Annotated in this window: 15 protein-coding genes; 8 read left to right on the forward strand and 7 right to left on the reverse strand. The window is 61.7% G+C overall.

The genetic code is table 11. The features are described from left to right. Positions 1-76 precede the first annotated feature (76 nt). The 7 genes from AABM52_RS18125 to AABM52_RS18155 form a co-directional block, all read right to left on the reverse strand. Positions 77-1,879: an ABC transporter ATP-binding protein gene (locus AABM52_RS18125; protein ID WP_347907292.1), complete on the reverse strand. Its 1,803-nt coding sequence runs from the start codon at positions 1,877-1,879 to the stop codon at positions 77-79. After that, positions 1,876-2,721, reverse strand: coding sequence for an ABC transporter permease (locus AABM52_RS18130; RefSeq protein ID WP_347907293.1), 846 nt, complete (start codon positions 2,719-2,721; stop codon positions 1,876-1,878). The genes AABM52_RS18125 and AABM52_RS18130 overlap by 4 nt, the downstream gene beginning before the upstream one ends. Before the next feature lie 10 nt (positions 2,722-2,731). Then, a complete protein-coding gene (locus AABM52_RS18135; protein WP_347907294.1) occupies positions 2,732-3,793 on the reverse strand; it encodes an ABC transporter permease in 1,062 nt (353 codons plus the stop codon). Further along, complete coding sequence (locus AABM52_RS18140; protein ID WP_347907295.1) at positions 3,786-5,357, reverse strand: ABC transporter substrate-binding protein; 1,572 nt, start codon at positions 5,355-5,357, stop codon at positions 3,786-3,788. The genes AABM52_RS18135 and AABM52_RS18140 overlap by 8 nt, the downstream gene beginning before the upstream one ends. Positions 5,358-5,367: 10 nt before the next feature. Next, positions 5,368-6,567 (reverse strand): LLM class flavin-dependent oxidoreductase, encoded by a 1,200-nt coding sequence (locus tag AABM52_RS18145; protein WP_347907296.1) that lies wholly within the window; start codon positions 6,565-6,567, stop codon positions 5,368-5,370. A 93-nt stretch (positions 6,568-6,660) separates the two neighbouring features. Then, a complete protein-coding gene (locus AABM52_RS18150; protein WP_347907297.1) occupies positions 6,661-7,407 on the reverse strand; it encodes a class II aldolase/adducin family protein in 747 nt (248 codons plus the stop codon). 15 nt (positions 7,408-7,422) lie between these two features. Further along, positions 7,423-8,478, reverse strand: a complete 1,056-nt coding sequence (locus tag AABM52_RS18155) for an ABC transporter substrate-binding protein (RefSeq protein WP_347907298.1) — start codon at positions 8,476-8,478, stop codon at positions 7,423-7,425. Positions 8,479-8,831: 353 nt separating this feature from the next. Between AABM52_RS18155 and AABM52_RS18160 the strand changes: the two genes are divergently transcribed. The 8 genes from AABM52_RS18160 (at position 8,832) to AABM52_RS18195 (ending at position 22,933) form a co-directional block, all read left to right on the forward strand. Beyond that, positions 8,832-10,103, forward strand: a complete 1,272-nt coding sequence (locus tag AABM52_RS18160) for an acyl-CoA dehydrogenase family protein (protein ID WP_347907299.1) — start codon at positions 8,832-8,834, stop codon at positions 10,101-10,103. Between the two features lie 170 nt (positions 10,104-10,273). Beyond that, positions 10,274-12,055: an ABC transporter ATP-binding protein gene (locus tag AABM52_RS18165; RefSeq protein WP_347907300.1), complete on the forward strand. Its 1,782-nt coding sequence runs from the start codon at positions 10,274-10,276 to the stop codon at positions 12,053-12,055. After that, a complete protein-coding gene (locus AABM52_RS18170; RefSeq protein WP_347907302.1) occupies positions 12,048-13,916 on the forward strand; it encodes an ABC transporter ATP-binding protein in 1,869 nt (622 codons plus the stop codon). The genes AABM52_RS18165 and AABM52_RS18170 overlap by 8 nt, the downstream gene beginning before the upstream one ends. Before the next feature lie 314 nt (positions 13,917-14,230). Continuing rightward, positions 14,231-15,391 (forward strand): LLM class flavin-dependent oxidoreductase, encoded by a 1,161-nt coding sequence (locus AABM52_RS18175; RefSeq protein WP_347907303.1) that lies wholly within the window; start codon positions 14,231-14,233, stop codon positions 15,389-15,391. A 20-nt stretch (positions 15,392-15,411) separates the two neighbouring features. Continuing rightward, positions 15,412-16,464: an ABC transporter substrate-binding protein gene (locus AABM52_RS18180; RefSeq protein ID WP_347907304.1), complete on the forward strand. Its 1,053-nt coding sequence runs from the start codon at positions 15,412-15,414 to the stop codon at positions 16,462-16,464. A 36-nt stretch (positions 16,465-16,500) separates the two neighbouring features. Next, positions 16,501-17,559 carry an ABC transporter substrate-binding protein gene (locus AABM52_RS18185; RefSeq protein WP_103395713.1) on the forward strand — a complete coding sequence of 353 codons (1,059 nt, stop codon included), beginning with the start codon at positions 16,501-16,503 and terminating at the stop codon, positions 17,557-17,559. Between the two features lie 329 nt (positions 17,560-17,888). Further along, positions 17,889-20,159 (forward strand): TonB-dependent receptor, encoded by a 2,271-nt coding sequence (locus AABM52_RS18190; RefSeq protein WP_347907305.1) that lies wholly within the window; start codon positions 17,889-17,891, stop codon positions 20,157-20,159. 311 nt (positions 20,160-20,470) lie between these two features. After that, positions 20,471-22,933 carry a TonB-dependent receptor gene (locus tag AABM52_RS18195; protein ID WP_347907306.1) on the forward strand — a complete coding sequence of 821 codons (2,463 nt, stop codon included), beginning with the start codon at positions 20,471-20,473 and terminating at the stop codon, positions 22,931-22,933. Positions 22,934-22,998 lie beyond the last annotated feature (65 nt).

Genomic DNA, 22,998 nt, shown 5'->3' on the forward strand with positions numbered 1-22,998 from the left:
CAAGCCGGCTCCTACAGGACCGTATTCACAACGACCATTTGCAGGGGCTGGCTTGCCAGCGATGGCGGTGCAGGCATCAGCGCAATGTCGGCGAGTTTTCGAGCAGTGTGCGGGTATAGGCTGCCCGGGGTTGATCCAGTACCTGGTCCACCCGCCCCTGTTCCACCACACGGCCGGATTTCAATACCAACACCCGGTCGGCGATGGCGCGGACCACGCCCAGGTCATGGGTGACGAACAGCAGCGTCAGTCCTTCCCCTTGCAATTGCCGCAACAGCGCCAGGATCGACGCCTGTACCGATACATCCAGGGCCGAGGTGATTTCATCGCAGATCAACAGCCTTGGCTCGCAGACCAACGCACGGGCAATCGCTACGCGCTGGCGCTCACCACCAGACAAGCTGTGGGAATACAGATCCGCCACCGAGGCCGGCAGCGAAACCCGCTTGAGCACAGCTTGCACTCGCTCCCGTGCGGCGGCGCCCTTGATCCCGAAGAAATGCTCCAGAGGCGCACTCAGGGTCTGGAAAACACTTTGTCGGGGGTTCAACGCCCGGTATGGATTCTGGAAGATGTACTGGATCTGATGCCGCTGCGCCCCGTCACGCTGTCGCGCCGACAGGCTCAACAACCCGCCCGCGTAATGCAGCTCGCCCTCGGCGTTTTCCCCCAATCCGGCAACGGCGCGCGCCAGACTGGTCTTGCCCGAACCGGACTCGCCCACCAGCGCGAGGCACTCCCCGGCAGCCACGTGCAGAGAAACATCGAACAGTACCTGGCGGTCGTAGGCCACGTTCAGGTCCTTGATCTGCAACAGTGGCGTGCGCGCCACCAAGTCGGTGACTGGCGCAACAGAAGCTTGGGCAACCCGTTGCAAGGGTTGGAGATGCGGCGCCAGACATGCCACCCGCTGCTGTGACGACAGGGCCTGCAATTGCGGCTCGACCACCGAGCACGCCGCGACGCGACGGGGGCACCGAGGCGCGAAGGCACATCCTTGTGGTCGCTGCCCCGGTGCCGGCGCATGCCCCGCAATCGCCGACAAATCCCGGCGTTGCGCCACATCGGGAATCGCCGCCAGCAAACCTCGGGTATAGGGATGAGCCGGCTGATGGAACAGCACTTCGCGCTGTGCAACCTCGACGATACGCCCGGCATACATCACCATCACCCTGTCCACCAGATCCTTGATCACCGCCAGGTCATGGGACACATACACCGCAGCGATACCCAGGCTTTTGCACAACCGGCGCAGGGTGGCGAGGATGTGGGCCTGGGTGGTGACGTCCAGCGCTGTCGTCGGCTCATCCAGGACGATCAATGCCGGACGCAAGACAAAGGCCAGTGCCAGCATCACCCGTTGCTGCTGCCCGCCGGACAGTTGATGGGGAAAGCGTCGCAGGAACTGCGCATCGTCGGGCAGACCGACATCACGCAAGGTCTCGACGATGCGTTGCTGTTGAGCGGCACGGTCCAGTTCAATCTGATGGGCACCCAGGGTTTCGCGCAGCAAACTGCCGATTCGCAGTGCCGGATTCAGGGCGGTCGCCGGGTCCTGGGCCACGTAACCGATCAGGCTGCCCCGAGCCCGGCGCAGGTCTTCACCCTCCAGCGTCAGCAGCGATTGACCGGACACTTCGACTTCCCCGTCGACGATCCGCGCACCCCTTCGGGCATGGGCCAGCAAGGCAGTGGCCAGGGTGGTCTTGCCGGAACCAGACTCCCCGACCAATCCAAGAATTTCTCCGCGTTCAAGACTGAAGGTCACGCCGGACAGCACATCGATCCGTCCCGGCAACTCAACTCGCAGATCCCGAACCTGCAACACGTGCGCAGTCAGCGCAGGGGGGCGGGACTCGATCCCGGCAATGGCGTTCATGGCTGTTTTTCTCCGATCCTGGAACTGCTGCGACCGACGCCCTCGGCCAGAATGTTGGTGCCATAGGCAAAGATGCCAATCAGGATTGCCGGCGCCAACACCGCCCAAGGCTGAACCAGCAACCCCGCCTGGTTCTCGTTGATCATCAACCCCCAATCAGCGGTCGGCGGCGCTACGCCGTAACCGAGAAAACTCAGGCCCGAGAGCATGCCCACGCCCCAGGTCAGCATGTTGCCGAAGTGCACCAGCAGCGGTGTGAGGATGTTCGGCAGGATTTCCTTGAACAGAATCCGCCGCCTTGAATAGCCCATCATCTGCGCGGCCTCGACGAACTCCTGCCCGGCCACCGCCACCGCGCTGCCACGGGCCAGACGAATCACTCCCGGAGTGAACGCGATGGACACGGTCAGCACGATCAGCCAGGGCGCGCGACCCAGCATGGAGACGATCAACAACACCAGAATCAGGTCGGGAAAAGCCAGCGATACGTCCGCCAGCCAAGTGATCATTTGATCCAGGCGCCGCCGGGAAAATCCCGCCAACAGGCCTAAAGTGCTGCCCGCCAACAGTGCGATCGAAGCCGCCGCCACTGACATCCACAGCACCGACACGCCGCCACTGAGCAAGCGCGACAACACGTCATGCCCGAGAAAGTCATAACCCAGCAACGCCACACCCACGGGCGCGCCATACACCGAACCGACCATTTCCGTCGGGCTGTGAGGTGCCAGCCACGGGCCAAGCAGAGCCAGCAGCACCACCGCGAGGGTGATCAGCGCGCCCTTGCGGGTTTGCGGTTGCGCCAGCCATGGCTGCCAGCGCGAAAATCGGGAGTCAGTCATGCATCACCTCTCAAGGCGCCTTGGGTTGGGAGCGTCGCCACCAGGGCTGGATGCCCCGACGGTTGCGCCGGATCATGGTCACCCGGCGGGCGGTGCGCAGTTTCGGCGTCAGCAGCACTGTCAGCAGATCGGCCAACAGGTTGATCAGCACCACGCCCAGCGTGATCGACAGAACGATGGCCTGAACCATCGGCAAATCACGCATCTGGATCGCCGAGTTCAGTGAGGTACCAATGCCCGGGTAACTGAAAATCACCTCCGCGAGCAGCGCCCCACCAATCAGGGTGCGCAAGGTCAAGGCCACGCCCTGGATCGCGGGTATGAGCGCGTTGGGCAACGTGTGGTGCCAGACGATTCGCCACTCGGCAATACCCCGCAACCTGGCGGCGACGACGTAATCGGATTCCAGCGCTTCGATCATCGACGCTCGCACCATGCGCGTCAGGTACGGCAGGGCTGACAGACTCAGGGCCAGCACCGGCAGCACCAGAAACTGCAACTGGCGCAGCAGCGACTTGTCCGGATCGAAAATCGACACTGCCGGCAGCACGTCCATATGGGGCATGGAAAACAACAGGACCAGGCCGATGGCCAGGAGAAAACCCGGCGTGGCCTTGAGGAAAATCAACAGCGACAGGCTCCAGCGATCAAGGCGACTGTCACGGCGCAAGGCCAGCGACACACCGAGCAGCAACGCCGCTGGCACCACCACGGCAATCACCCCTGCCAACAGCGCCAGCGTATAGCCAAAACGGCCGAACAGAATGCCGCCAACCGGTGCGTTGGAATCGAGCGACACACCCAACTCCCCACTCAGCGCGTGCCCGAGCCAGCGCAGGTATTGCTCCAGAATCGGCCGATCCAGGCCCAACTGCCGTTGCAGGGTGAGAATGCTTTCCAGCGGTGCATCGGGCCCCAGGATCACCCTTGCAGGGTCCGAGGGCAGTGCCTGGGTCGCAATGAACACCACCAGGCTGATCACCCACGCCGTCAGCAGGCCATAGCCCAAACGCCCGATGAACCACGACAGCCAGGCCGGTGTGCGTGGGGGTTTGCAGGACGGATCAGGCATGGTTCACCCACATTTCATCGAAACGCCAGGAGGCAAACGTCGTCTGTTCAGGTGCAAGTCCACCGACCCGCACGGAAGCAGCGTCCAGCACGTCGTTGAAGCCCCAGATCAGCAGCCCGCCACGGTCGTGTTGAATGCCTTGCGCTTCATGCACCAGTACCCTGCGCTGTTCCAGATCGGGCTGCGCCAGGGCCTGTCGGTACAACGAGCTGAAGCGCTCATCATGGAAATTGCTGCGGTTGTAGATGGCCTGCGGTGCGTCGTTGTGCAGCGCCGAAGCAAGGAACCCCCGAGCCGGCGTGGAGCCTGGCGACAACAGCCAGTTTTCACGTTGCGGGCCGTTGAACACCGAGCCATCGACCTGAGTGACCTTGATCTCGACCCCGGCCTTCTTCGCCTGTTGGGCAAACACCAGCGCCGCATTGACGCCAGGTCCCGGTGTGGTGGTCAGCTCTACCCGCAGATCGTTCTGCCCGGCCTGGCGCAACAGCGACCGCGCCTGTTCCAGGTCGAACGGACGCTGGGCAATGCTGTGGTTGTACGTCGGGTCATGGGGCGAATACAGGTCATTGGCGATCCGCCCGAAACCATTGAGCCCGCGCTCGACCAGCTCGCGACGGTCGGCTAGCAGACGAAATGCCTGGCGCACTCGCTGATCCTGAAACGGCGCCTTGGCCAGGTTCAGGTTGAATCCGGTAAACGAAGTACTCGGCGATGCGTACAACTTGAGTCGTGCGTCAGCCTTGAGCAGCGCGCTGTGCTCGGCCTGCACGCCGCTGGTGACATCGATTTGCCCGGCGCGCAGGGCCGCAGCGCGGGACACCTGATCCTTGAACTCGATGATTTCCAGCTCATCGGCATAGGGTTGACCGGGTTTGTAGTAGTTTTCGAAACGCTGGTAGAGCGAGCGCTGGCCGGGGATGAAACTTTTGAGTTTGTACGGCCCGGCACCGACCGGATTGGTGACCGGGTCGTAATCGGTCGGCACGATGCCGCCGAAACTGATCAGGGTTTCATCCAGCGGATAGAAGCTTTGACCCTCCTTGAAGCGAATCTCAATGGTGCGCTCGTCCAGTTTGCGCAAGGCGTTGCGGTCGATCGCCCCCACCAGGCCGGCAAATGGCGATGCCAGTTTCGGGTCCGTCAGGCGCAGGATCGAGAACAGCATATCGTCGGCGCCGATGCTCTTGCCGTGGTGAAACTCCATCCCCGGCTTGATGCGAATGGTCCAGGCGCTGGCATCGGCATTGGGCTCGGCAAACTCCGCCAGGGCCAGGCGCGTGCTGACGTCGGTGTTCCATTCCCAGAACTTGCTGTACAGCGCCCAACCGCGAATGATCCCGCCACCCACCGGTTTGTGCGCATCGAGGTTGCCCGATTGATCGCCGTCGATAATGCCGACCCGCAAGCGCCCGCCGTGCACCGGAGTGCTGGACAAGGCCGCTGTGCCACTGACTGCTGCTCCACTGTCGCAACCGCTGAGCAGGCTGCTGCCAAGTATCAGGCCACCACCGACTGCCAGGCCGTTACCGAGAAACGTACGTCGGGAAAATCCCTCGTTCATGACTGAATCCTCAGGCCCGCTCGACCACGTTGCTGTGCTGCGCCACCGGCGTATCAGCCTGCAGGCGCGGCACGTCGAAACCGTGATCAAGGTCCAGCAACGGGAACAGCAGGTCCGCGACCCGATGCGCTTCATCGATCAGCGGAAAACTCGAGAGAATGAACGCTGACGTGCCTTGTGCTTCGTATTCACGAATCCGCGCGGCGACCTGCTCGGCGCTGCCCACCAGATAAGTGCCAGCGGCCGGGCCGAGGATGTTGAAGCCGAACAGGCTCGGGCCAAGCCAGACGTTGGGGTAGATCTCAAGATCCCTTGCCTTGGGCAGGCGACCTGCACGGACGGCGTCGACGTTGCGCTGGATTTGCGGGTCGTCGCTGTGGAAGCTGTCCAGGGTTACGCCGGGTGGCAGTTGCCGTTCGATGGCCGTGCGCGCGGTTTGCAGCGAGGTGCGCTGCAAGAGTTTTTCGGCGTGGGCCCAGGCTTCCTCTTCGGTCTCACGAACGATGATTTGCAGGCGCGTGCCGAAGGTCAACTCGCGGCCGATCTTCGCAGCCTCTGCCGCCACTTTGCGGAATTTCTCCCCGAGTTTCGGCGGGGTATTGGCGAAACTCAGGTAAACATCGAGCAACTGCACCGAATGGGCAACGCCGGGCTCCGAGGTGCCGGCCCCCCACAATGGAATGCCGGGTTTCTGTTTTGGCGGATGCCAACCGCCCAGTGGATGACTGGCAGCAGCCGGTGAGCGAGGGGCGAGCTTGACGTATTGGCCGTCATACCCCGACGTGTCGCCGGCATAGAAGTTCTGGAACGCGCGCCAGTATTCGAGACTGAAGTCATAACGCTCATCGTGAGGGTAATGCACGCCAAGGGTGGCCAGGCCGGCGTCGTTGCCGTTGACCACGTTGAACAACAGTCGACCGTTGGAGAATTGATCGAAAGTCAGCGCCCACTTGGCCAACACCGCTGGCGACAACTCGCCAGGGTGTTGCGCCACGAGAAAACGCAAACGCCGGGTGGCATCGATCAACGCGGCTGAAACGGCCAGGCTTTCGTTGGGGCTGGAGCCCAGCAACGAACCGTAATACCCCAGGCGATCACTGGCCACGGCCAGTTGTTTCAGATGCTCGAAATCAGTTTTCCAGCGCCCTTCGGGTTCCCACGGATAGGGTCCGTCAGGAGTCGTGAGGTACCAGAGAATTTTTACAGCCATGGTGGTATTCCTTGAGTTGTGTATCGACCTTCCGACCGCCATCGCTGGCAAGCCAGTTCCTACAGGACCTGTGGTCGTCGGGAATCCGGTCAATCAATCGCGGCGATCGATGGCGGGCACCAGGCCCAGTTCGCTGGCTTTTTCGTACAGGCCGCTCATTTTCCATTGCTGAGTCAGCACCCCCGGGCCGTAAGGACGGGAACCTCCCAGGGCATCGGCGAGCAATTGCAGTTGCGCGCCCTCCTCCAGCAACAGGATGAATTCAGCAGTGGCGCGCAAGCCTTGCTTGCCCCACACGGTGGACCCGCCATTGGCTTCCAGAATCGCCAGGTTGAAGGGGCTTTCGGCGATCTTTTCGAGAATGAAATCGACTTCCGGCTGACGTCGGTCGATGTACACCGGCAGCTCCCGGGCCAGCTGATAACGCTGCACCGGCACGTAGTGGAACGGCAGTGTGCGATGGGTTTGTGCCCAGGCGCCCAGGTACGGCGAATGCACATGGGACACGGTGGTGATGTCAGGGTGCTGCTGGAACAGTTTGGTGTAGCGCCCCAAGCCACCCTTGCCTTTGCCGTGGATCACCCGGCCTTCAAAGTCGGTGACCGTGGCTTGCAGTGGCTTGCGGTAGTTCCACGGCCCGCCGTAGTTCACCGACACCAGCAGCTCCTGGCCCGGTACGCGTTCGATGAAACCCACTGTGCCATTAGCCGTGATGGTGTTGGTTTCACGAAATACGGTGAAGGCTTCTTCAGCTTCGATCAGCACCTTGTCGATGAAGTCTTGCAGCTCTTGGCTGATCAGTTGTTCGTTGATTGGTTTTTCGTAGACGAGAGTGGTCATGGCAGTTCTCCGGATTCAGGCGCGGCGCTTGGCCAGCAGTTCATGGGCAGCTTGCAACGGGCGTGGGTCGACCCAGTCGGCGATGGAAAAATCGCGTTCCAGGAAGCCGTGCAGGTAAAGGAAATTCTTCTGGATATCGAGAAACTCAAGGCGCTGCACAGACAGGTCCGGCGCCAGCGTGGTGTGGAACTCACCGCGATAGGCCTCGGCCACCCCGGCGCTGTCGGCGCGGGTTTCCTCTTCGAGAATGGTGTTCAACGCTTCCCGATTGCCGGCCGCCCAATCGGCGGCACTGAGGGTTTGCGCGAGGAAGCGCACCACCAGGTCGAAATGGTTGTCGAGCAGGCTCTGATGAACAGTGATGGGACGCGGTGTGCCGTTGTTGATCCGATAACGCGGCTCAGCGATCAGGTCCAGGTCAATTCCCACCACCAACCCGAGACGCCGCGCCGCATCGGCAGCGGAAGCCCCCTTAACGTAGACCGCATCCACCTCGCCACGCACCAGGTAATCAAGCCCTGACCACAAACGCTGCAACCCTTCCTGCGGGTTCGCCGCGCGTTCCTGATCCTGCAACGCGACTTCCACCAGTTCGACATCGTCGAACCCCAGTCCGGCCAGGCTCAGCGCGCCTTTGTAACCGTGCAGGCTCATGGCCCGGGCGATGCTCCCCGGACGGGTTTCACCCCAGGCCGGCAGTGCCAGGCGCTTGCCCTTGAGATCTTGCGGATGACGAATGCCGGAGTCGGGCCGAACCAGGATGGTCTGCCATTCTTCGATCCAGGTCAGGCCGATCAGGCGACTCGGCGCGCCCGCAGCCCGCGCGGCCAATGCCGGGACGTTTCCGCCTTCGCGAAACAGCCCGGGCAGCTCGTGATCGTAGTGGTGATGACCCAGTTGACGGGCCTCCTGCAAGGTCGAAACCGGCAGGCCGTCGGCAGCGAACTCTTCGCTGAGCCAGCCGAGTTTGTAGGCGATTCCGGATGCCGTCGGCACCGGGCAACGGGTGAACCAGATCTGGTCGAGTTCAGCCGTGGTGTCGGGTCGGGTGTGTTTGGCAGCAAGCGTCATGGGCAGCTCCATCTGGGTTGGCAAGTGACTGTTGCCGGAGCTGTTGCAGCGCCCGTGCCAAGAAACGAAATCCTCGGTTTATGGGGCTTTGCGCCTGTACCCGGATGCCCGACTGCCTTCAATTGCTGGCCTGCCAGCAGCATTGCGCGGCGACTGCTGCTGATCGAGCAGGGGGCTGCTTCTACAGCAGCACCCGTGCCTCTCGCAGGCTGATAAACCCTGCGTCAAATACGCTCCAAAGCCCTTGGCGCAGAACTTGCTCAGCCCCTCTCAACGCCCGAAAAACTCCACCCCCAACAGGGTTTTGTGTGTTTTTTGAGGTTTGCATCAGATCAATTATCAGAGGTAGAGCAATGAGCAAGGTCGAACACAACCCCGCCGGGCAACTGATCCAAGAGCAGGCTCCGATCCGGTTGCTACAGAGCGAAGCTCAAGCCATCGCCGTGGCAAAGGAGATCGCCACGGAGATCGCCGAAATCGCCGCCGATGCCAGTCAGAACGGCCAACTGCCCCGGCGGCAGGCGCAGCTGCTGTCCGAAAGCGGCCTGACTGCGATCGGGGTGCCCAAGGCATTTGGCGGGCTGGGTGCCTCGGTGGAAACCATCGTCGAAACCGTGCGCATCATTTCCGTAGCCGACGGCGGCGTCGGTCAATTGCTGCAAATCCACAACGTCATGTTGCGAGGGATTTTCACCGGCTACTCCGACGAAATTCGTGACCGGCTGGTCCGCGATGTATTGGCCGGCAAACGTTTCGGCAACGCCTTGGCTGAAGTGGGTGGCAAGAACAAGTTCGCGCTCAAGACGCGGGTTGAACGGCGTGCCGACGGCAAGCTGATCCTCAACGGCAGCAAGTTCTACTCCACCGGTTCCTACCTGGCCGAGTGGATTTCCCTGACAGCCGCCAGCGATGACGGTGGCGCCGGCGTATTGCTCAATCGCAACACGCCAGGCTTGACCCTGGTGGATGACTGGGAAGCCTTCGGCCAGAAAAACTCGGTCAGCGGCACAGTGATCTTCGACAACATCGAACTCGACGAAGGCTTCGTCTCCCATCGCAAGGGACCGATGAAGCGCACAGGCCTGACCTTCCCGCAGATTCTTCATGCCGCCATCGACACCGGCATTGCCGAAGGCGCGCTGTCTGCTGCGGTGGACTACCTCAACCACAACGCCCGCCCCTGGGTGGAAAGCGGTGTCGACCAGGCCAATCAGGAGCCGCACATCATCAAACAGATCGGCGAATACGCTGTGGCCTTGCGTGGGGCCCAATCACTGCTTCGAAACGCTGCGCAGGTGTTCGACCAGCACGAACTGGACCCGGACAACAAAGCGCTCCAAGACGAGCTGATTCTCTCGGTGGCCACCGCCCGCGCCCACTCTGACGCGGCCTCGCTGAAAATCTCCAGTGACATCTTCTCCCTGCTCGGTGCCAGTTCATCACTGACCAAGTGGAACCTTGACCGCTTCTGGCGCAATGCCCGGGTCCATACCACACACGACCCGATCCGCTGGCGCCTGCATCACGTCGGTAACTACTACCTCAATGGCGTCGATCCGGGCGAATACACCGCGATCCTCAATGCCAAGGAGAAACAGGGTGCCACCAGCCCGGCACAGGTCTGACGGCCCCATCGCCGGCAAGCCGGCTCCTACAAGGGCAAGGTGCAGCACGTGGTTTTTCGTAGGAGCTGGCTTGCCAGCGATGGCGCCCTTGAAACCGCCGCCCACAGAACCGGATTCGCAACGGTGGGCCCTGTTCTCAAGGACAAAAAATCCCTTTGAATGAGCTATTCATGATCGAAAAACACCCTCTCCTGCGCTGCCTGGCGATTTATCGGGAAATGCCCTGGCGCTTCGCCCTGGTGGCGGTGCTGTTCATTGCAGCGAACCTTGGGCTGGTCTGGCAACAATGGCTGATCGGACACGCGGTGAACGATGTCAGCGCCGGCCGCGCGGTGATCCGGCAAGTCGATGGCAGCCTGGACGCCAGCCTTGGCTGGTACTGGTTATGGCTGATGCTCGCGGTGGCCCTGGGCCGTGGCGTGTTGCAATACGCCGCGAGCGTGTTGTCGCTGGTGCTCAGCCAGGAACTGCTGACGCGCCTGCGAGAACGTATCCTGCAACAGGTACAAACACTGCACCTGGGCTACCACTGGCAACACGGCATGGGGGAAATGATCACTCGCACCACCCGTGATGCCGACAAGGTTCGCGATGCCCTGATCAGCTTCTGGCGGCAGGTGGTGGAAACGCCGCTGGTGGTACTGGCAACCGTCGGCTTGCTGAGTTGGTACAACCCGCTGCTGGGGCTGGTTCCACTCTTGCTGACTGTGTTCGGCCTATGGATCTTTGTGCGTCAGACCGAACGTCTGGTCAGCCTCGACCGAGCCGTTGGCCAAGCCTACGACCGGGTCAACCAGGACCTCAGCGAAGGTATTGGCGGCGTGCGGGTGATCAAGTCGTTTGGCCTGGAACACCACCGCATCCAGCGTTTCGCCACGCAAGTGGCGGTGTTCGCCGACTACGCCCGTCACGCCCTCGCCTACTCCAGTTCGCGGATACCGCTGCCCCAGGCTGTCGTCGCATTGGGGCATGTGTGGATTCTGGTTTACGGCGCCCACCTGGTGGCAATCGAGCGGCTGGGCATCGGCGAGCTGGTCACCTCGCTGCTGATTGCCACCACCCTGGTATTTCGCATCGAGGGCATCGGCCGCGTCATGCAGACGTTCGCTGACGCGCGCTCCAGTGCCGAGCGGATCTGGCAACTGCTGGATGAGCCGGCCGCCATCCGCAGCGGCAATGCCAGCCTGCCCGACACGCCGCTGGGATTGAAACTCGAGCATGTCTGCGTCAGCGCTCCCGGCGGCGGCCTGGATATCCTGCAGGACTGTTCGCTGACGCTGTGCCCGGGCGAAATCGTCGCGCTGGTCGGCGCGACCGGCACCGGCAAAAGCCTGTTGGCCAGCCTGTTGCCACGCCTGAGCGAAATCAGCTCCGGGCGCCTGTCGTTGGGCTCGGACAGCGCCGGTTGGCAGGACATTCGTCAGTTGAAGCTGGACGAACTCAGACGGCGGGTTCACGTGGTCCCCCAGGAAAGCTTTCTGTTTTCCGACACCCTCGCGGCCAATCTGCGCCTGACTGCACCGCACGCCAGCGATCAACAATTGCATCACGGTCTGCGCCTGGCCGCCGCAGAAGATGTACTCGAACGCCTGCCCCAAGGATTGGCCACACCGCTGGGCGATCGTGGCGTGACGCTCTCTGGCGGCCAGCGCCAGCGCCTGAGCCTGGCCCGGGCTCTGCTCGGCGAGCCGGACATCCTGTGCCTGGACGATGCCACCAGCGCGCTGGATGCGATCAGCGAACGCCAGGTGCTGAACAACATTCGCCAACTGCGTCGTGAACAGGGCCGTGCCACCACCTTGCTGGTGATATCCAGCAAGCTCTCGACCATCCTCCTGGCGGACCGCGTGCTGATGCTCCAGGACGGCCGGATCGCCGCCAGCGGAACCCATGCCGAACTGTTGAAAACCTCTCCTGACTATCGCGACCTGCTAGGGATCGACCATGGCTAATCCAATCGCCGGCAAAGCCTTGAGCGATATCGAAATTGAAGAAATGCTGGCCAAAAAGGCCCTCGACCGCAGCATGTTCAGTCGGCTGTTGCCGTTGTTGAAACCGATTCGCCGGCACATTCTTGGGGTCATCGGCATTGAGCTTTTGCTGGTATTCACTGTGTTCCTGCGCCCTTGGTTCGTCCGTGAACTGCTCGACCGCGGGCTGATTCAACAGAGCGATCACTGGTTGCTCGATGAGCGCCTGGTACTCTGGCTCGGCCTGGGATTGGCGGCCAGTTGGCTTGGGCGTTTCCTGCTCGCCGGGGTCTCGCAGTTCGTGGCCGGCAGTGCGGCGATCCGGGTGTTGAATGACCTGCGGGTGCGAGTGTTTGCACATGTCCAGAGCTTGAGCGTCAGTTATTTCGACCGGACCAAGGCTGGACGGATCATTTCCCGAGTCGACCGTGATGTCGATGCCCTTGAACCGCTGTTGATTCAGGGGCCACCGGAGTTGCTGGGCGCGCTGCTGCGCTGCGGGCTGGCCTCGGTGATGCTGTGGCGAATCGATCCGCGATTTTTTCTCAGCCTCGCTGCGACGGTGCCGTTGCTGGTGCTGGCGACCTGGAGTTTCAAACGCATCTCCCAGCGCAACTGGGCCAGGGTCGCCGAGAACCGCAGCCGCTTCACCGCGCATCTGGTGGAGAGCGTCAGCGGCGCGCGCATGTTGCAGCAGTGTGCGCAACAGGCACCGAACCTGCGGCGCTATCGCGGCCTGCTGGATGACTTCAATCAGGCGCTGATCCGCGGCAGCCTGCGGTCTGGCTGGTTCGCTCCATTTACCGCGCTGCTCAGCTCGGCCGGCATGGCAGTGCTGTTGCTGGTGGGCGCGTACGGTCTGGCGCAGGTGGATGTGACTGTGGGCCAGATCGCGGAGAGTCTGTTTTATGTATTCCTGTTCCTCGGGCCATTGCAGGAGCTATCGGACCTGTTCGAGCGCTACGCCACCGGTTCGGCTTCGGCGCAACGAATCTTCCTGTTGCTCGACACTCGTGCGCAAATCAACGACAGCGCCACACCGCACCGCGTGGGCAGAGCCCGCGGCGAAGTGAGCTTTGAACAGGCGCGCTTCAGCTACGATGCCAACAGTTCGACGCCGGTGATCAACGACCTTGACCTGCACATTCCTGCCGGTGAAGTGCTGGCGATTGTCGGCCCCTCGGGCCATGGCAAAAGCACGCTGGTGCAGTTGCTGACACGCTTCTACGAGGTGCAATCGGGAGCTGTCAGGCTGGACGGCATTGATGTTCGCAACCTGACCCAGCATGAACTGCGGCGCAATGTCGGCGTGGTCCTGCAGGACAATGTGTTGTTCAGCGGCAGTATTCTCGACAACCTGCGCCTGGCCTCTCCCCACGCCGATGACGCGAGCCTGATTGCGGCGGCCCGGGAGTTGGGTGCGGACGAGGTGCTGGAGCGCCTGCCGCACCAATACCAGACCGAAGTCGGACCACTGGGCGGGCACCTGAGCCATGGCCAGCGACAATTGGTCTGCCTGGTGCGCGCCTACCTCGCGGACCCTGCGGTACTGGTGCTGGACGAAGCGACCTCGGCCGTCGACATCCATACCGAGCGCCGCATCCAGCGGGCGTTTCGCCGGCTTTGCGAAGGTCGCACGGCCATCATCATCGCCCATCGCCTGGCAACCATCCGCGATGCCGATCGCATTGCGGTCATCCGCCACGGTCGCCTGGTCGAACAAGGCCATCACCGCCAATTGATCGATCAGGGTGGCGCTTATGCGGCGCTGTACCAGACCTACCTGCGCAGTGCCGAAGCAGGTGCCTCGATTGACGACATCGTCGCCACAGCACCCGCGTAATCAAGACCGCTATCGCCGGCAAGCCGGCTCCTACAGAATCCCGGACAACACCCCCCCCTGTAGGAGCTGGCTTGCCAGCGATGGCAATCTCCAGAACACCATCAAAACCCACCTGCTGCACCCCGAACAACCATTGCTGACGGACTGCTGCTACAGAAGCAGCCCGAACCTCCCCCCTCACTCCTTCCTCGTCAAACCCCCGGCCCTGCTGGCCAAAACCCGGCGTGCCGAGCATGGCATGTCCGTTGCAATCCCCCTGACAAGACAGCCTCGCACCTGCGCGACCTAGCGCGTACTTGAATCAGGAGCAACCCATGAGCACTGAGTTTTTCTGGCGCCTGCCACTGGGCACCGACGGCCCGCAACTGACCACCGACAAACACAACCGCGGTAATCCGCACTATCGCCCGGGCAACATCGCCCCGGGACGACTGCCCAATGGCGAACCGGACGACTTCACCTACATCGACTACATCGCCCAGGTCGCGAAAGCCGCAGAACTGGCAGGTTTCGAAGGCGCCTTGTTGCCCACCGGCCCGGAGCCATGGATTGCCGCAGCCGCCCTGGCCCGGGAAACCCGCCGCATCAAATTCCTGATCGCGTTCCAGGCGACCTGGACCCTGCCGGCCTACGCGGCGCAACAAGCGGCGATCCTGCAGAACCTCAGCCGCGGTCGCCTGGAATGGAACATCATCACCGGTGGCAATCCGGCCAGCCAGCGGGCCAACGGCGACTTCCTCGAACACGATTTGCGCTACAAACGCACAGGTGAGTTCCTCGACATCATCCAGGGGCTTTGGCAAAACGAACGCTTCTCCTACGAAGGCGATATCTACCAACTGGAGAACGGTGCCCTGCCCCACGGCCTGCAAAACGAGCGCAAGCCCGGGGTGTACTTCTCCGGATTCTCCGACGCCGCCCTTGATGTAGCCGCCAGACACGCCGACGTCTACCTGAACTGGGCCGAGCCCATCGACAAGCTCAAGCCGCATATCGATCGGGTACGTGAACTGGCGGACAAGCAGGGACGCAGCGTGCGCTTTGGTCTGCGTGTCGACCTGTTCGCCCGGGAAACCGAAGAGCTGGCGTGGAAAGACTTGCGTCGTCAGTTCGACAAACTCGAAGGCAAGAGCAGCGTGGTCGCCAAGGGCTTCACCAGCGGCTCCGACTCGGTAGGTGGCGCACGGCAAACCGCCTACCACCAGAACATCGACCGCTTCGACGACCTGATCATCGGCCCGAACCTGTGGGCCGGCTTCGCCAAAGCCAAACCGGGGCCAACCGTGGGCCTGGTGGGCAGCCACCAGAACATTGCCGAACGCCTGGTGGAGTACCGCGATGCCGGTTTCTCGACCTTCATCCTGGCAGGCAATCCTCACCTGGAAGAAGCCCTGCGTATCGGCCAGGAGGTACTGCCACTGGTGCACCAACGTCCTGCCGTACAACCGGCAACTCACTTGAAGGCCAGCGCCTGAGCGCTGCGGGAGAATCATTGATGACTCAACCTCTGGACACCCTTTGGTACACCCGCTGCCCGGTCCCCACCGGGCTAGGCATCGCCGTGCAAAAAGGCTGGCTGCAAGACACCGTTGGCGCATTGGGTACGCAAGTGCAGTCGCTGCGCGAATCCACCGACAAGGCCGTGCGTGAATCGCACTTCGATCACACACTGCGCAACTCGGTGCGTCACGGCGGCAACATCCCGGCCATCTGGGCCAGGGCCCAGGGTCGGGAAACCCGGGTCATTGGCCTGTCCTGGGCCGATGAAGTGCAACTGATCCTGACCCTTCCCGACAGCGGCATCAAAACCGTCAAGGACCTCAAGGGACGCCGTTTCGGCTTGCCCGACTGGGCCGGCGCGCAAATAGACTTCACCCGTGCCCAGGCCCTGCGCGGGCTGGAAAACGCCCTGATACTGGAAGGCCTGCAGGTCGGCGATGTGCAGCTGGTGAACTTTCGTTATGAAGGCACGTTCAGCGATCCGCAGGTCAGCACCGTGAACGGCACGCCGGTCAGTGCGCAACAGGTCGAGGGGCGCAACCTGGAATTGGTGGGTCTGCTGCGCGGCGAGGTCGATGCAATCTTCCTCAAAGGCGCCAGCGCCGCCCGGCAGGCCCATGAGTTCGGCCTGCACACCGTCATCGACACCGGCTCGCATCCCGAACCACTGATTCGCAGCAACAATGGCACCCCTCGCACGCTGGCAGTGGACCTTAACCTGCTGGACAACCACTTCGATGTCGCCACCGGCATTCTCGATTCCGTACGACGCGCCGAACATTGGGCCCACACCCATCCGGAAGACACCCGCCGCTACCTGGCCCGGGAAACCAACAGCAGCGAGTACTGGGTCAGCGCCGCGTATGGCAACGATGCTCATCTGCGCTTGCGCACCGAACTGGATGAGCAGGCCATCGACGCCCTGCAGGACTTCACACACTTCCTGCATCGCTGGCGCTTCATCCCGAAAAGCTTCGACGTGCGCGACTGGATCGATCCTCGACCGCTGGACGCGTTGCTGCAAACACCTACCGCACTGGCAGGCTAACCCGCCAGGTTTCATGGATCGGCACTGAAGGACTTTATGAGCAAACCACTCGATACGCTTTGGTACACCCATAGCCCTGTTCCCACGGGCCTTGGCATCGCCGTGCAATCCGGTCGACTGGCGCAAGCCTTTGCGCCGTTCGGCACGAATATCCAGTCACTGCGCGAGTCCAGTGAGCGGGAAGTTCGCGAAGCCCATTACGACCATCACCTGAAAAACTCGGTACGTCACGGCGGCAACATCCCGGCCATCTGGGCCTATGCCAGCGGCGTACAGACCCGGGTCCTGGGGCTGTCCTGGAGCGACGAGGTGCAACTGATCCTGACCACCGCGGAATCCGGTGTGAAGAGCATTCGTGACCTGAAGAACCGCCGCTTCGGGTTGCCGAAATGGGCCAACGTGCAGATCGACTTCACTCGCGCCCAGGCCCTGCGCGGTCTGGAAAACGCCCTCAAGCTCGAAGGCCTGGAGGTGTCTGATGTCGAGTTGGTGGACTACCCCTATGGCGGCACCTACAGCGACGATCAAAAACAGCATGTCTACGGCTCGGAAGTCAGCCTCGATGTCACGCGCGTCAGCCGCCGCAACAACGAACTGATCGGATTGTTGCGCGGCGACATCGATGCGATTTTTCTCAAGGGCGCGCACGCCGTGCACCTGGCCAACGAATTCGGTTTGCAGGTGGTCGTCGATACCGGTTCTCACCCCGACCCGCTGATTCGCTCGAACAACGGCACGCCACGGACCCTGACCGTGGACACTCACCTGCTGCATGAGCATTTCGACGCCAGCGTGAATATCGTTGATACCGTGCTGCGCACCGAGCAATGGGCCTGGGCCAATCCCGACGAAACCCGGCGTTTTCTGGCCCGGGAACTCAACACCAGCGAGTACTGGGTCGCCGCCGCGTACGGTGAAGACGCCCATCGGCGCTTGCGCACGACACTGGATGCACGATCCATTGAAGCGCTGCAGGATTTCACCGATTTCCTGCATCGCTGGGACTTCATTCCGCGGCGTTTCGATGTGCGTGACTGGATCGATTTCAGTGTGCTGGAGAAGGTCATTGGTTCCACGTCACGACTGGCGGTTTGAGATTTTTCAGCGCCTGTGAGGACGCCATCGCCGGCAAGCCGGCGATGGCGTCCGCAAGGCCAACGGATTGTTGGCCAGGCAACACTCCCTCACTCAACTCCTGCTTCTCCAGCAACACCCGCCAAGCAACTTCTGCTGAATGCCTGACAGGCACTTCTCAGGAGACTTGATCCAACTAACAAACTCATAAAAAATCAGCTGAACGCACAACTTACTCGCACAATAAATCCCTTATTTTCAACATCTTGATAAAACTATCCGCGCAAAAAAGCACTTGGCACGATCTCTGCTCAAGCCCCACTAGTGAAACTTTCCTGGGGGAGACTTAAATGCATAAACTTAATCCAATCACCAAAAGTATCTGGCTAACCTTGTTACTCGCCGGGGGCGGCGTCAGCGAGGGTTTGCTCGCAGCAGAAACGACAGAAACCGACAGCAGCAAAACGGCTGCGGAGCCTTCGCTCAAAACCGTTACCGTCACCGCGCAACACCGGGAGGAAACCCTGCAAGAGATTCCGGTGGCGGTATCGGCGATACAGGGCACCAGCCTGGTAGCCGACGGCGTGCGCAATATGGGCGACATCACCACATTCGTTCCCAACACTTCAGCGAAAAACCCGGACGGCGATGGCCGCCCACGTTGGTACATCCGTGGTCTCGGTACCGGTGATACGGGCGCAGCCACCGTTTTCCCGGTGGGGATCTACGCCGATGACGTCTACCTCAATGCACCGGTTGCCGGCGGCGGGCCGCTGTTCGACCTCGAGCGCATCGAAATTCTGCGGGGGCCGCAAGGTACGCTATACGGCAAGAACACCACCGCAGGTGCCGTGAACGTCATCTCGAAAAAACCAACCTTCGACACAGACGGCTTCGGCACGATCGGGTTTGGCACCAAGAACGAACGCATCGTCAGCGGCGCTCTGGGGGGAGCGCTGGTGGATGAAAAACTCGCGGCGCGGGTCGCGCTGTATTCCGAAGAACGTGACGGCTACCAGAAGAACCTGGTGGACGACAACACCTATGGCGACGTCAACAAGAAAGCCGTACGCCTGCAGTTTCTTGCTCAGATAAATGACGATCTCGAGGCACTGCTCAAGGTCCACAGCCGCGAATTCAAAGGCGACGGCAGCAACGGTTCGCTCGCGGTCGGGCGTTATTACAACGTCGGCTACGAAAGACCTCGCGGGCGCGATATCGCAATCAATGTCAATGAAGACTCCAAGCTCAATCACGACGGCACTTCGCTGACTCTGAACTGGCACCTGGGTGACTACACCCTGACCTCCATCAGCGCCTATGACTACATTCGCAACCAGGCGACCAGCGACGCCGACTACACGCCTTATGAAGTCAACGGTGCAGCGATTTCCGACAATAAATACGCTCAATACTCCCAGGAGCTGCGCCTGGCATCGCCGCAGCAGGAAACCCTGCGCTGGCTGCTGGGCGCGCATTACTTCCATGAAGACCTCGACAGCTCTGCCCAACGCATTGTCACACCCGGCCCGACACCTAACGGTACCGGCTCCAACCAGATTGGCGGCGTCACTGATTTTCGTGATCTGAGCTATGACCACAAGACCGACAGCTACGCGCTGTTCGGCAACCTGACCTACGACTTCACCGAGGATTTCAGCGTGACCGGCGGTCTGCGCTGGACCCAGGAAAAGAAAGACATCGACCTCGACCTGACGCAACTGACCCGCATCACGGCCAACGGCCCGCTGGTGCCGCTGCGTGGCGTCGGCACCAACGGCAATCGTCAGGAAGACAAGACCTGGGACGCCTGGACCTATGACCTGACGCCGGAATACCGGATCAACGATAACGTCCGGGTGTTCTTCCGTTACGCCCATGGCTTCCGTTCCGGCGGTTTCAATACCGGCTTGTCCACCAGCCTTTCACAGCTGACCACGGTCGACCCGGAACAACTCGACGCCTACGAGATCGGCCTCAAATCCGAGTGGTTCGATCATCGCCTGACCGCCAACGCCAACATCTTCTACTACGACTATTCGGATATTCAGGTGAACCTGCTGACGGTCAACAACGGGGTGCTGACCACCGCATTGACCAACGGCGCCAAGGGTACGGTCAAGGGCGCCGAGCTGGAACTCGAAGCCCAGCCGACCGACTACCTGCACCTGCGTGCCGCGGTATCGTTCCTCGACACCGAATACACCGACTTCAAGAACACCAACCCCAACACAGGGGTGGTCACTGGTGACTACAGCGGCAACAGCTTCGTGCGCTCACCGCGCAACGTGGTGGCGCTCGGTGGCGATTACACCTTTCCACTGGAAATCGGTGGCAAGTTGGTGGCTGGTGGCGATGTAAGTTTCCGCGACAAGGAATACTTCCTCGCCGACCGCCAGAGCAGCGCCGACAAGACACTCAGCCAGGCGCACTACACCCTGGCCAATACTCGCCTGACCTGGTTCAGCCCGGATGAAAAACTCAGCGTGACCGGGTTTGTGAACAACGTCACCGACCGCCGCTACCAGGTACACGGTCGTCCGAACGGCACCCTGGGCCAATACGTGATCACCTACGGTGACCCGCGTACCGTCGGCCTGAGCGTGACCAGTCGCTTCTGACCCCGATACCCGGATTCACACCCCCTGTAGGAGCCGGCTTGCCGGCGATGAGGCCCGCAAGCCTTGCATCGCACTTGAGGCCGCCATCGCTGGCAAGCCAGCGCCTACTTAGGCCACCGATATCCATGCAGAACCCATCGATCTCCGGGCCCGCGGCATCCACCCTTAAAACCATCGATTTCCGGACCACCGATATCCACACATTCACTGTAGGAGCCGGCTTACCGGCGATGGGGCCCGCAAGCCTTGCATCGCATCGCTGGCAAGCCAGCTCCTGCAGGAGTCTTCATTCGTCTGGAAGGAATTTATCCATGTTCCATCACACCCCGTTGGCCGGCGCTATCGCGCTGTTCATTGGCAGCCTTGCCATGCCTGTCGTGGCTGCCGAAACTCAACCCGCAGCCAGCAGCGATCACCTCGACACTGTGGTGGTACTCGGTACGCGGCGCGGCGACGTGACCGCGCTGGAAAGCGCCGCGCCGATTGACGTTCTGTCTGCCGAACAGTTGCAACAGACGGGTGCCAGCGACCTGTCCGGCGCCCTCACCGCCCTGTCACCGTCGTTCACCTATCCGCAGTCGCCCCAGGGCGCCTTTGCCGGCTCCATCGCCCAGGGCGCGTCTTTACGCGGCCTGGCATCCGATCAGGTACTGGTGCTGGTCAACGGCAAGCGCCGCCACACCAGCGCCAACGTCACCCGCCAAAGCCTGGTCAACGGACGTGGCGCGGCAGCGGTCGATTTGAGCCTGATTCCCCTGAGTTCGATCCAGCGCGTGGAAATCCTGCGCGATGGCGCGGCGGCCCAATACGGCTCGGACGCCATCGCCGGGGTGATCAACATCGTGCTCAAGGAGAAAGACGACGGGGGCAACCTCGGCTATCGCTTTGGCGGCTACGACAAGGGCGATGGCATCCAGCGCAAATTCAGCGGCTGGAAAGGCATCGCCCTGCCCAACGACGGCTTCCTGACCCTGAGTTTCGATGCCGGCAGCCAGGACCCGGCCAGCGACACCAACCCCGACAACCGGATTTTTTACCCCGGCTCCACCAGCATCAACACGCCCCGCGAACAGAACAACCGCTACCGCACCTGGCGCTGGGGTTCGGGCAATGTGTCGGACCAATACAACTTCGCCCTGAACAGTGAAGTCGGCATCGGCGAAGGTCTGACCGCCTACGGCTTTGCCACCTACTCCCACAAGAATACCGACGCCGAAGGCTTCTTCGACCCGCCCACGACCTTGCGTAACAACTACAGCAGCACCGCGCTGCAACGCTTCCCGGATGGACGCCTGCCCATCACCCGCTACTCGCTGGAAGACTATGCGTTGACCGGTGGCCTGCGTTACGAAGACGAGCAACTGGGCAAGTTCGACCTTGCCGCGAACCATGGCGACAACACCCTGAAGTCCACCGACCGCAATGCGATCAACCCCAGCTGGGGCGCCAACAGTCCGGAAAAGATCTACACCGGTGAACGTGAGGCCGATCAGACCAACGTGACCCTGGACTGGGTGCGAGACTTCCCGACCGACCTGTTGTTCAAACCGCTGACACTTTCCGCCGGCCTGGCCTGGCGCCAGGAGAACTACGAACTGAGCGCCGGCGAAGCTGCGGGATGGCAGAACGGCCCGTTTTTCAATACGGTCGACCCCGTGACCCGCCGGCGCATTCCCGGGTACTACTCGGGCATCACCCAGGTCGACGCAGCCTCTCTGGAGCGAAACGTACTGGGTGCCTATGTCGACGTCGAAGGCCAGATCAGCGAAAAATTCCAGGCGGGCGTCGCGGTGCGCACCGAGCACTACTCGGATTTCGGTGACACCACCAACGGCAAACTGTCCCTGCGTTATGACTTCACCCCGCAGATCGCCGCACGAGCCACCGCCAGTACCGGCTATCGCGCGCCATCCCTGGTGCAGAGCGGCTTGTCTTCGTTCAGCGTGCAGGTGGTGGAGCAGCCACCGGGCAGTGGCAACTTTGTCGAAGTGCAGCAGCGAACATTGCGCACCGACAGTCCAGAGGCAGCGCTGTTGGGCGGGACATCGCTCAAGCCGGAAGAGTCCACCAGCTACTCCCTGGGCCTGGTCTGGCGTCCGTTGGCCAATGCGTCGGTGACGCTGGACGCCTACCGCATTGATATCGACAACCGCATCACCCTCTCCGACCAGTTGCCCGCGTCGGTCGTTTTGCCGATCTTTGCCGGAACGCCTTACGCAAATATCCAGAGTGCGGCCTTCTACACCAACGTGGCCGACACCCGCACCGACGGTGTCGAGCTGGCCGGCAACTATCAGCTGGACCTGCAGCAATGGGGACGCCTGAACCTGAATGCCGGCGTGAGCCAGAACAACACCAAAATCACCGCCCTGCGCGACGTCGGCAATATCAAGGGCTCGCAGATTGTCGGCCGCACCACCCAAGGCCTGATCGAAGATGGCACTCCCGACTCCAAGCTGATCCTCAGTGCCAACTGGTTGTATGAGGGTTGGGGCGTCACCGTGGCCCAGCGCCGCTATGGCGAATGGAAAAGTCTTAACTCCACCAACCCGACCCTGGACCAGACCTATAGCCCGCAATGGGTGACGGACCTGGACTTGTCGTACACCTTCAATAGAGCGCTGAAAGTGTCTGTGGGAGCGATCAACCTGTTCGATACCCATCCGGACAAGGCTGACGGGGCGCAGTTGTATGGCGTGCCGAAGTACTCGATCACCAGCCCTGAAGGCGCCCAGGGCGCGTTCTATTACACCAGCGTCAGTTACGACTTCTGAGTGGACTGCTGCCGGGGTGTTGCCCTGGCAGCAACGGGTGCTGGTCAAGCACCAACTCCCGGGAC

It is taken from the genome of Pseudomonas grandcourensis, from assembly GCF_039909015.1.
In the GTDB taxonomy this organism is placed as follows: Bacteria; Pseudomonadota; Gammaproteobacteria; order Pseudomonadales; family Pseudomonadaceae; genus Aquipseudomonas; species Aquipseudomonas grandcourensis.

Coding starts and splice junctions, on each gene's coding strand:
- AABM52_RS18135 (WP_347907294.1), bottom strand. CDS start 3,793: ATGCCTGATCCGTCCTGCAAACCCCCACGCACACCGGCCTGGCTGTCG.
- AABM52_RS18180 (WP_347907304.1), top strand. CDS start 15,412: ATGACTCAACCTCTGGACACCCTTTGGTACACCCGCTGCCCGGTCCCC.
- AABM52_RS18195 (WP_347907306.1), top strand. CDS start 20,471: ATGTTCCATCACACCCCGTTGGCCGGCGCTATCGCGCTGTTCATTGGC.
- AABM52_RS18175 (WP_347907303.1), top strand. CDS start 14,231: ATGAGCACTGAGTTTTTCTGGCGCCTGCCACTGGGCACCGACGGCCCG.
- AABM52_RS18165 (WP_347907300.1), top strand. CDS start 10,274: ATGATCGAAAAACACCCTCTCCTGCGCTGCCTGGCGATTTATCGGGAA.
- AABM52_RS18160 (WP_347907299.1), top strand. CDS start 8,832: ATGAGCAAGGTCGAACACAACCCCGCCGGGCAACTGATCCAAGAGCAG.
- AABM52_RS18185 (WP_103395713.1), top strand. CDS start 16,501: ATGAGCAAACCACTCGATACGCTTTGGTACACCCATAGCCCTGTTCCC.
- AABM52_RS18170 (WP_347907302.1), top strand. CDS start 12,048: ATGGCTAATCCAATCGCCGGCAAAGCCTTGAGCGATATCGAAATTGAA.
- AABM52_RS18145 (WP_347907296.1), bottom strand. CDS start 6,567: ATGGCTGTAAAAATTCTCTGGTACCTCACGACTCCTGACGGACCCTAT.
- AABM52_RS18125 (WP_347907292.1), bottom strand. CDS start 1,879: ATGAACGCCATTGCCGGGATCGAGTCCCGCCCCCCTGCGCTGACTGCG.
- AABM52_RS18140 (WP_347907295.1), bottom strand. CDS start 5,357: ATGAACGAGGGATTTTCCCGACGTACGTTTCTCGGTAACGGCCTGGCA.
- AABM52_RS18190 (WP_347907305.1), top strand. CDS start 17,889: ATGCATAAACTTAATCCAATCACCAAAAGTATCTGGCTAACCTTGTTA.
- AABM52_RS18155 (WP_347907298.1), bottom strand. CDS start 8,478: ATGACGCTTGCTGCCAAACACACCCGACCCGACACCACGGCTGAACTC.
- AABM52_RS18150 (WP_347907297.1), bottom strand. CDS start 7,407: ATGACCACTCTCGTCTACGAAAAACCAATCAACGAACAACTGATCAGC.
- AABM52_RS18130 (WP_347907293.1), bottom strand. CDS start 2,721: ATGACTGACTCCCGATTTTCGCGCTGGCAGCCATGGCTGGCGCAACCG.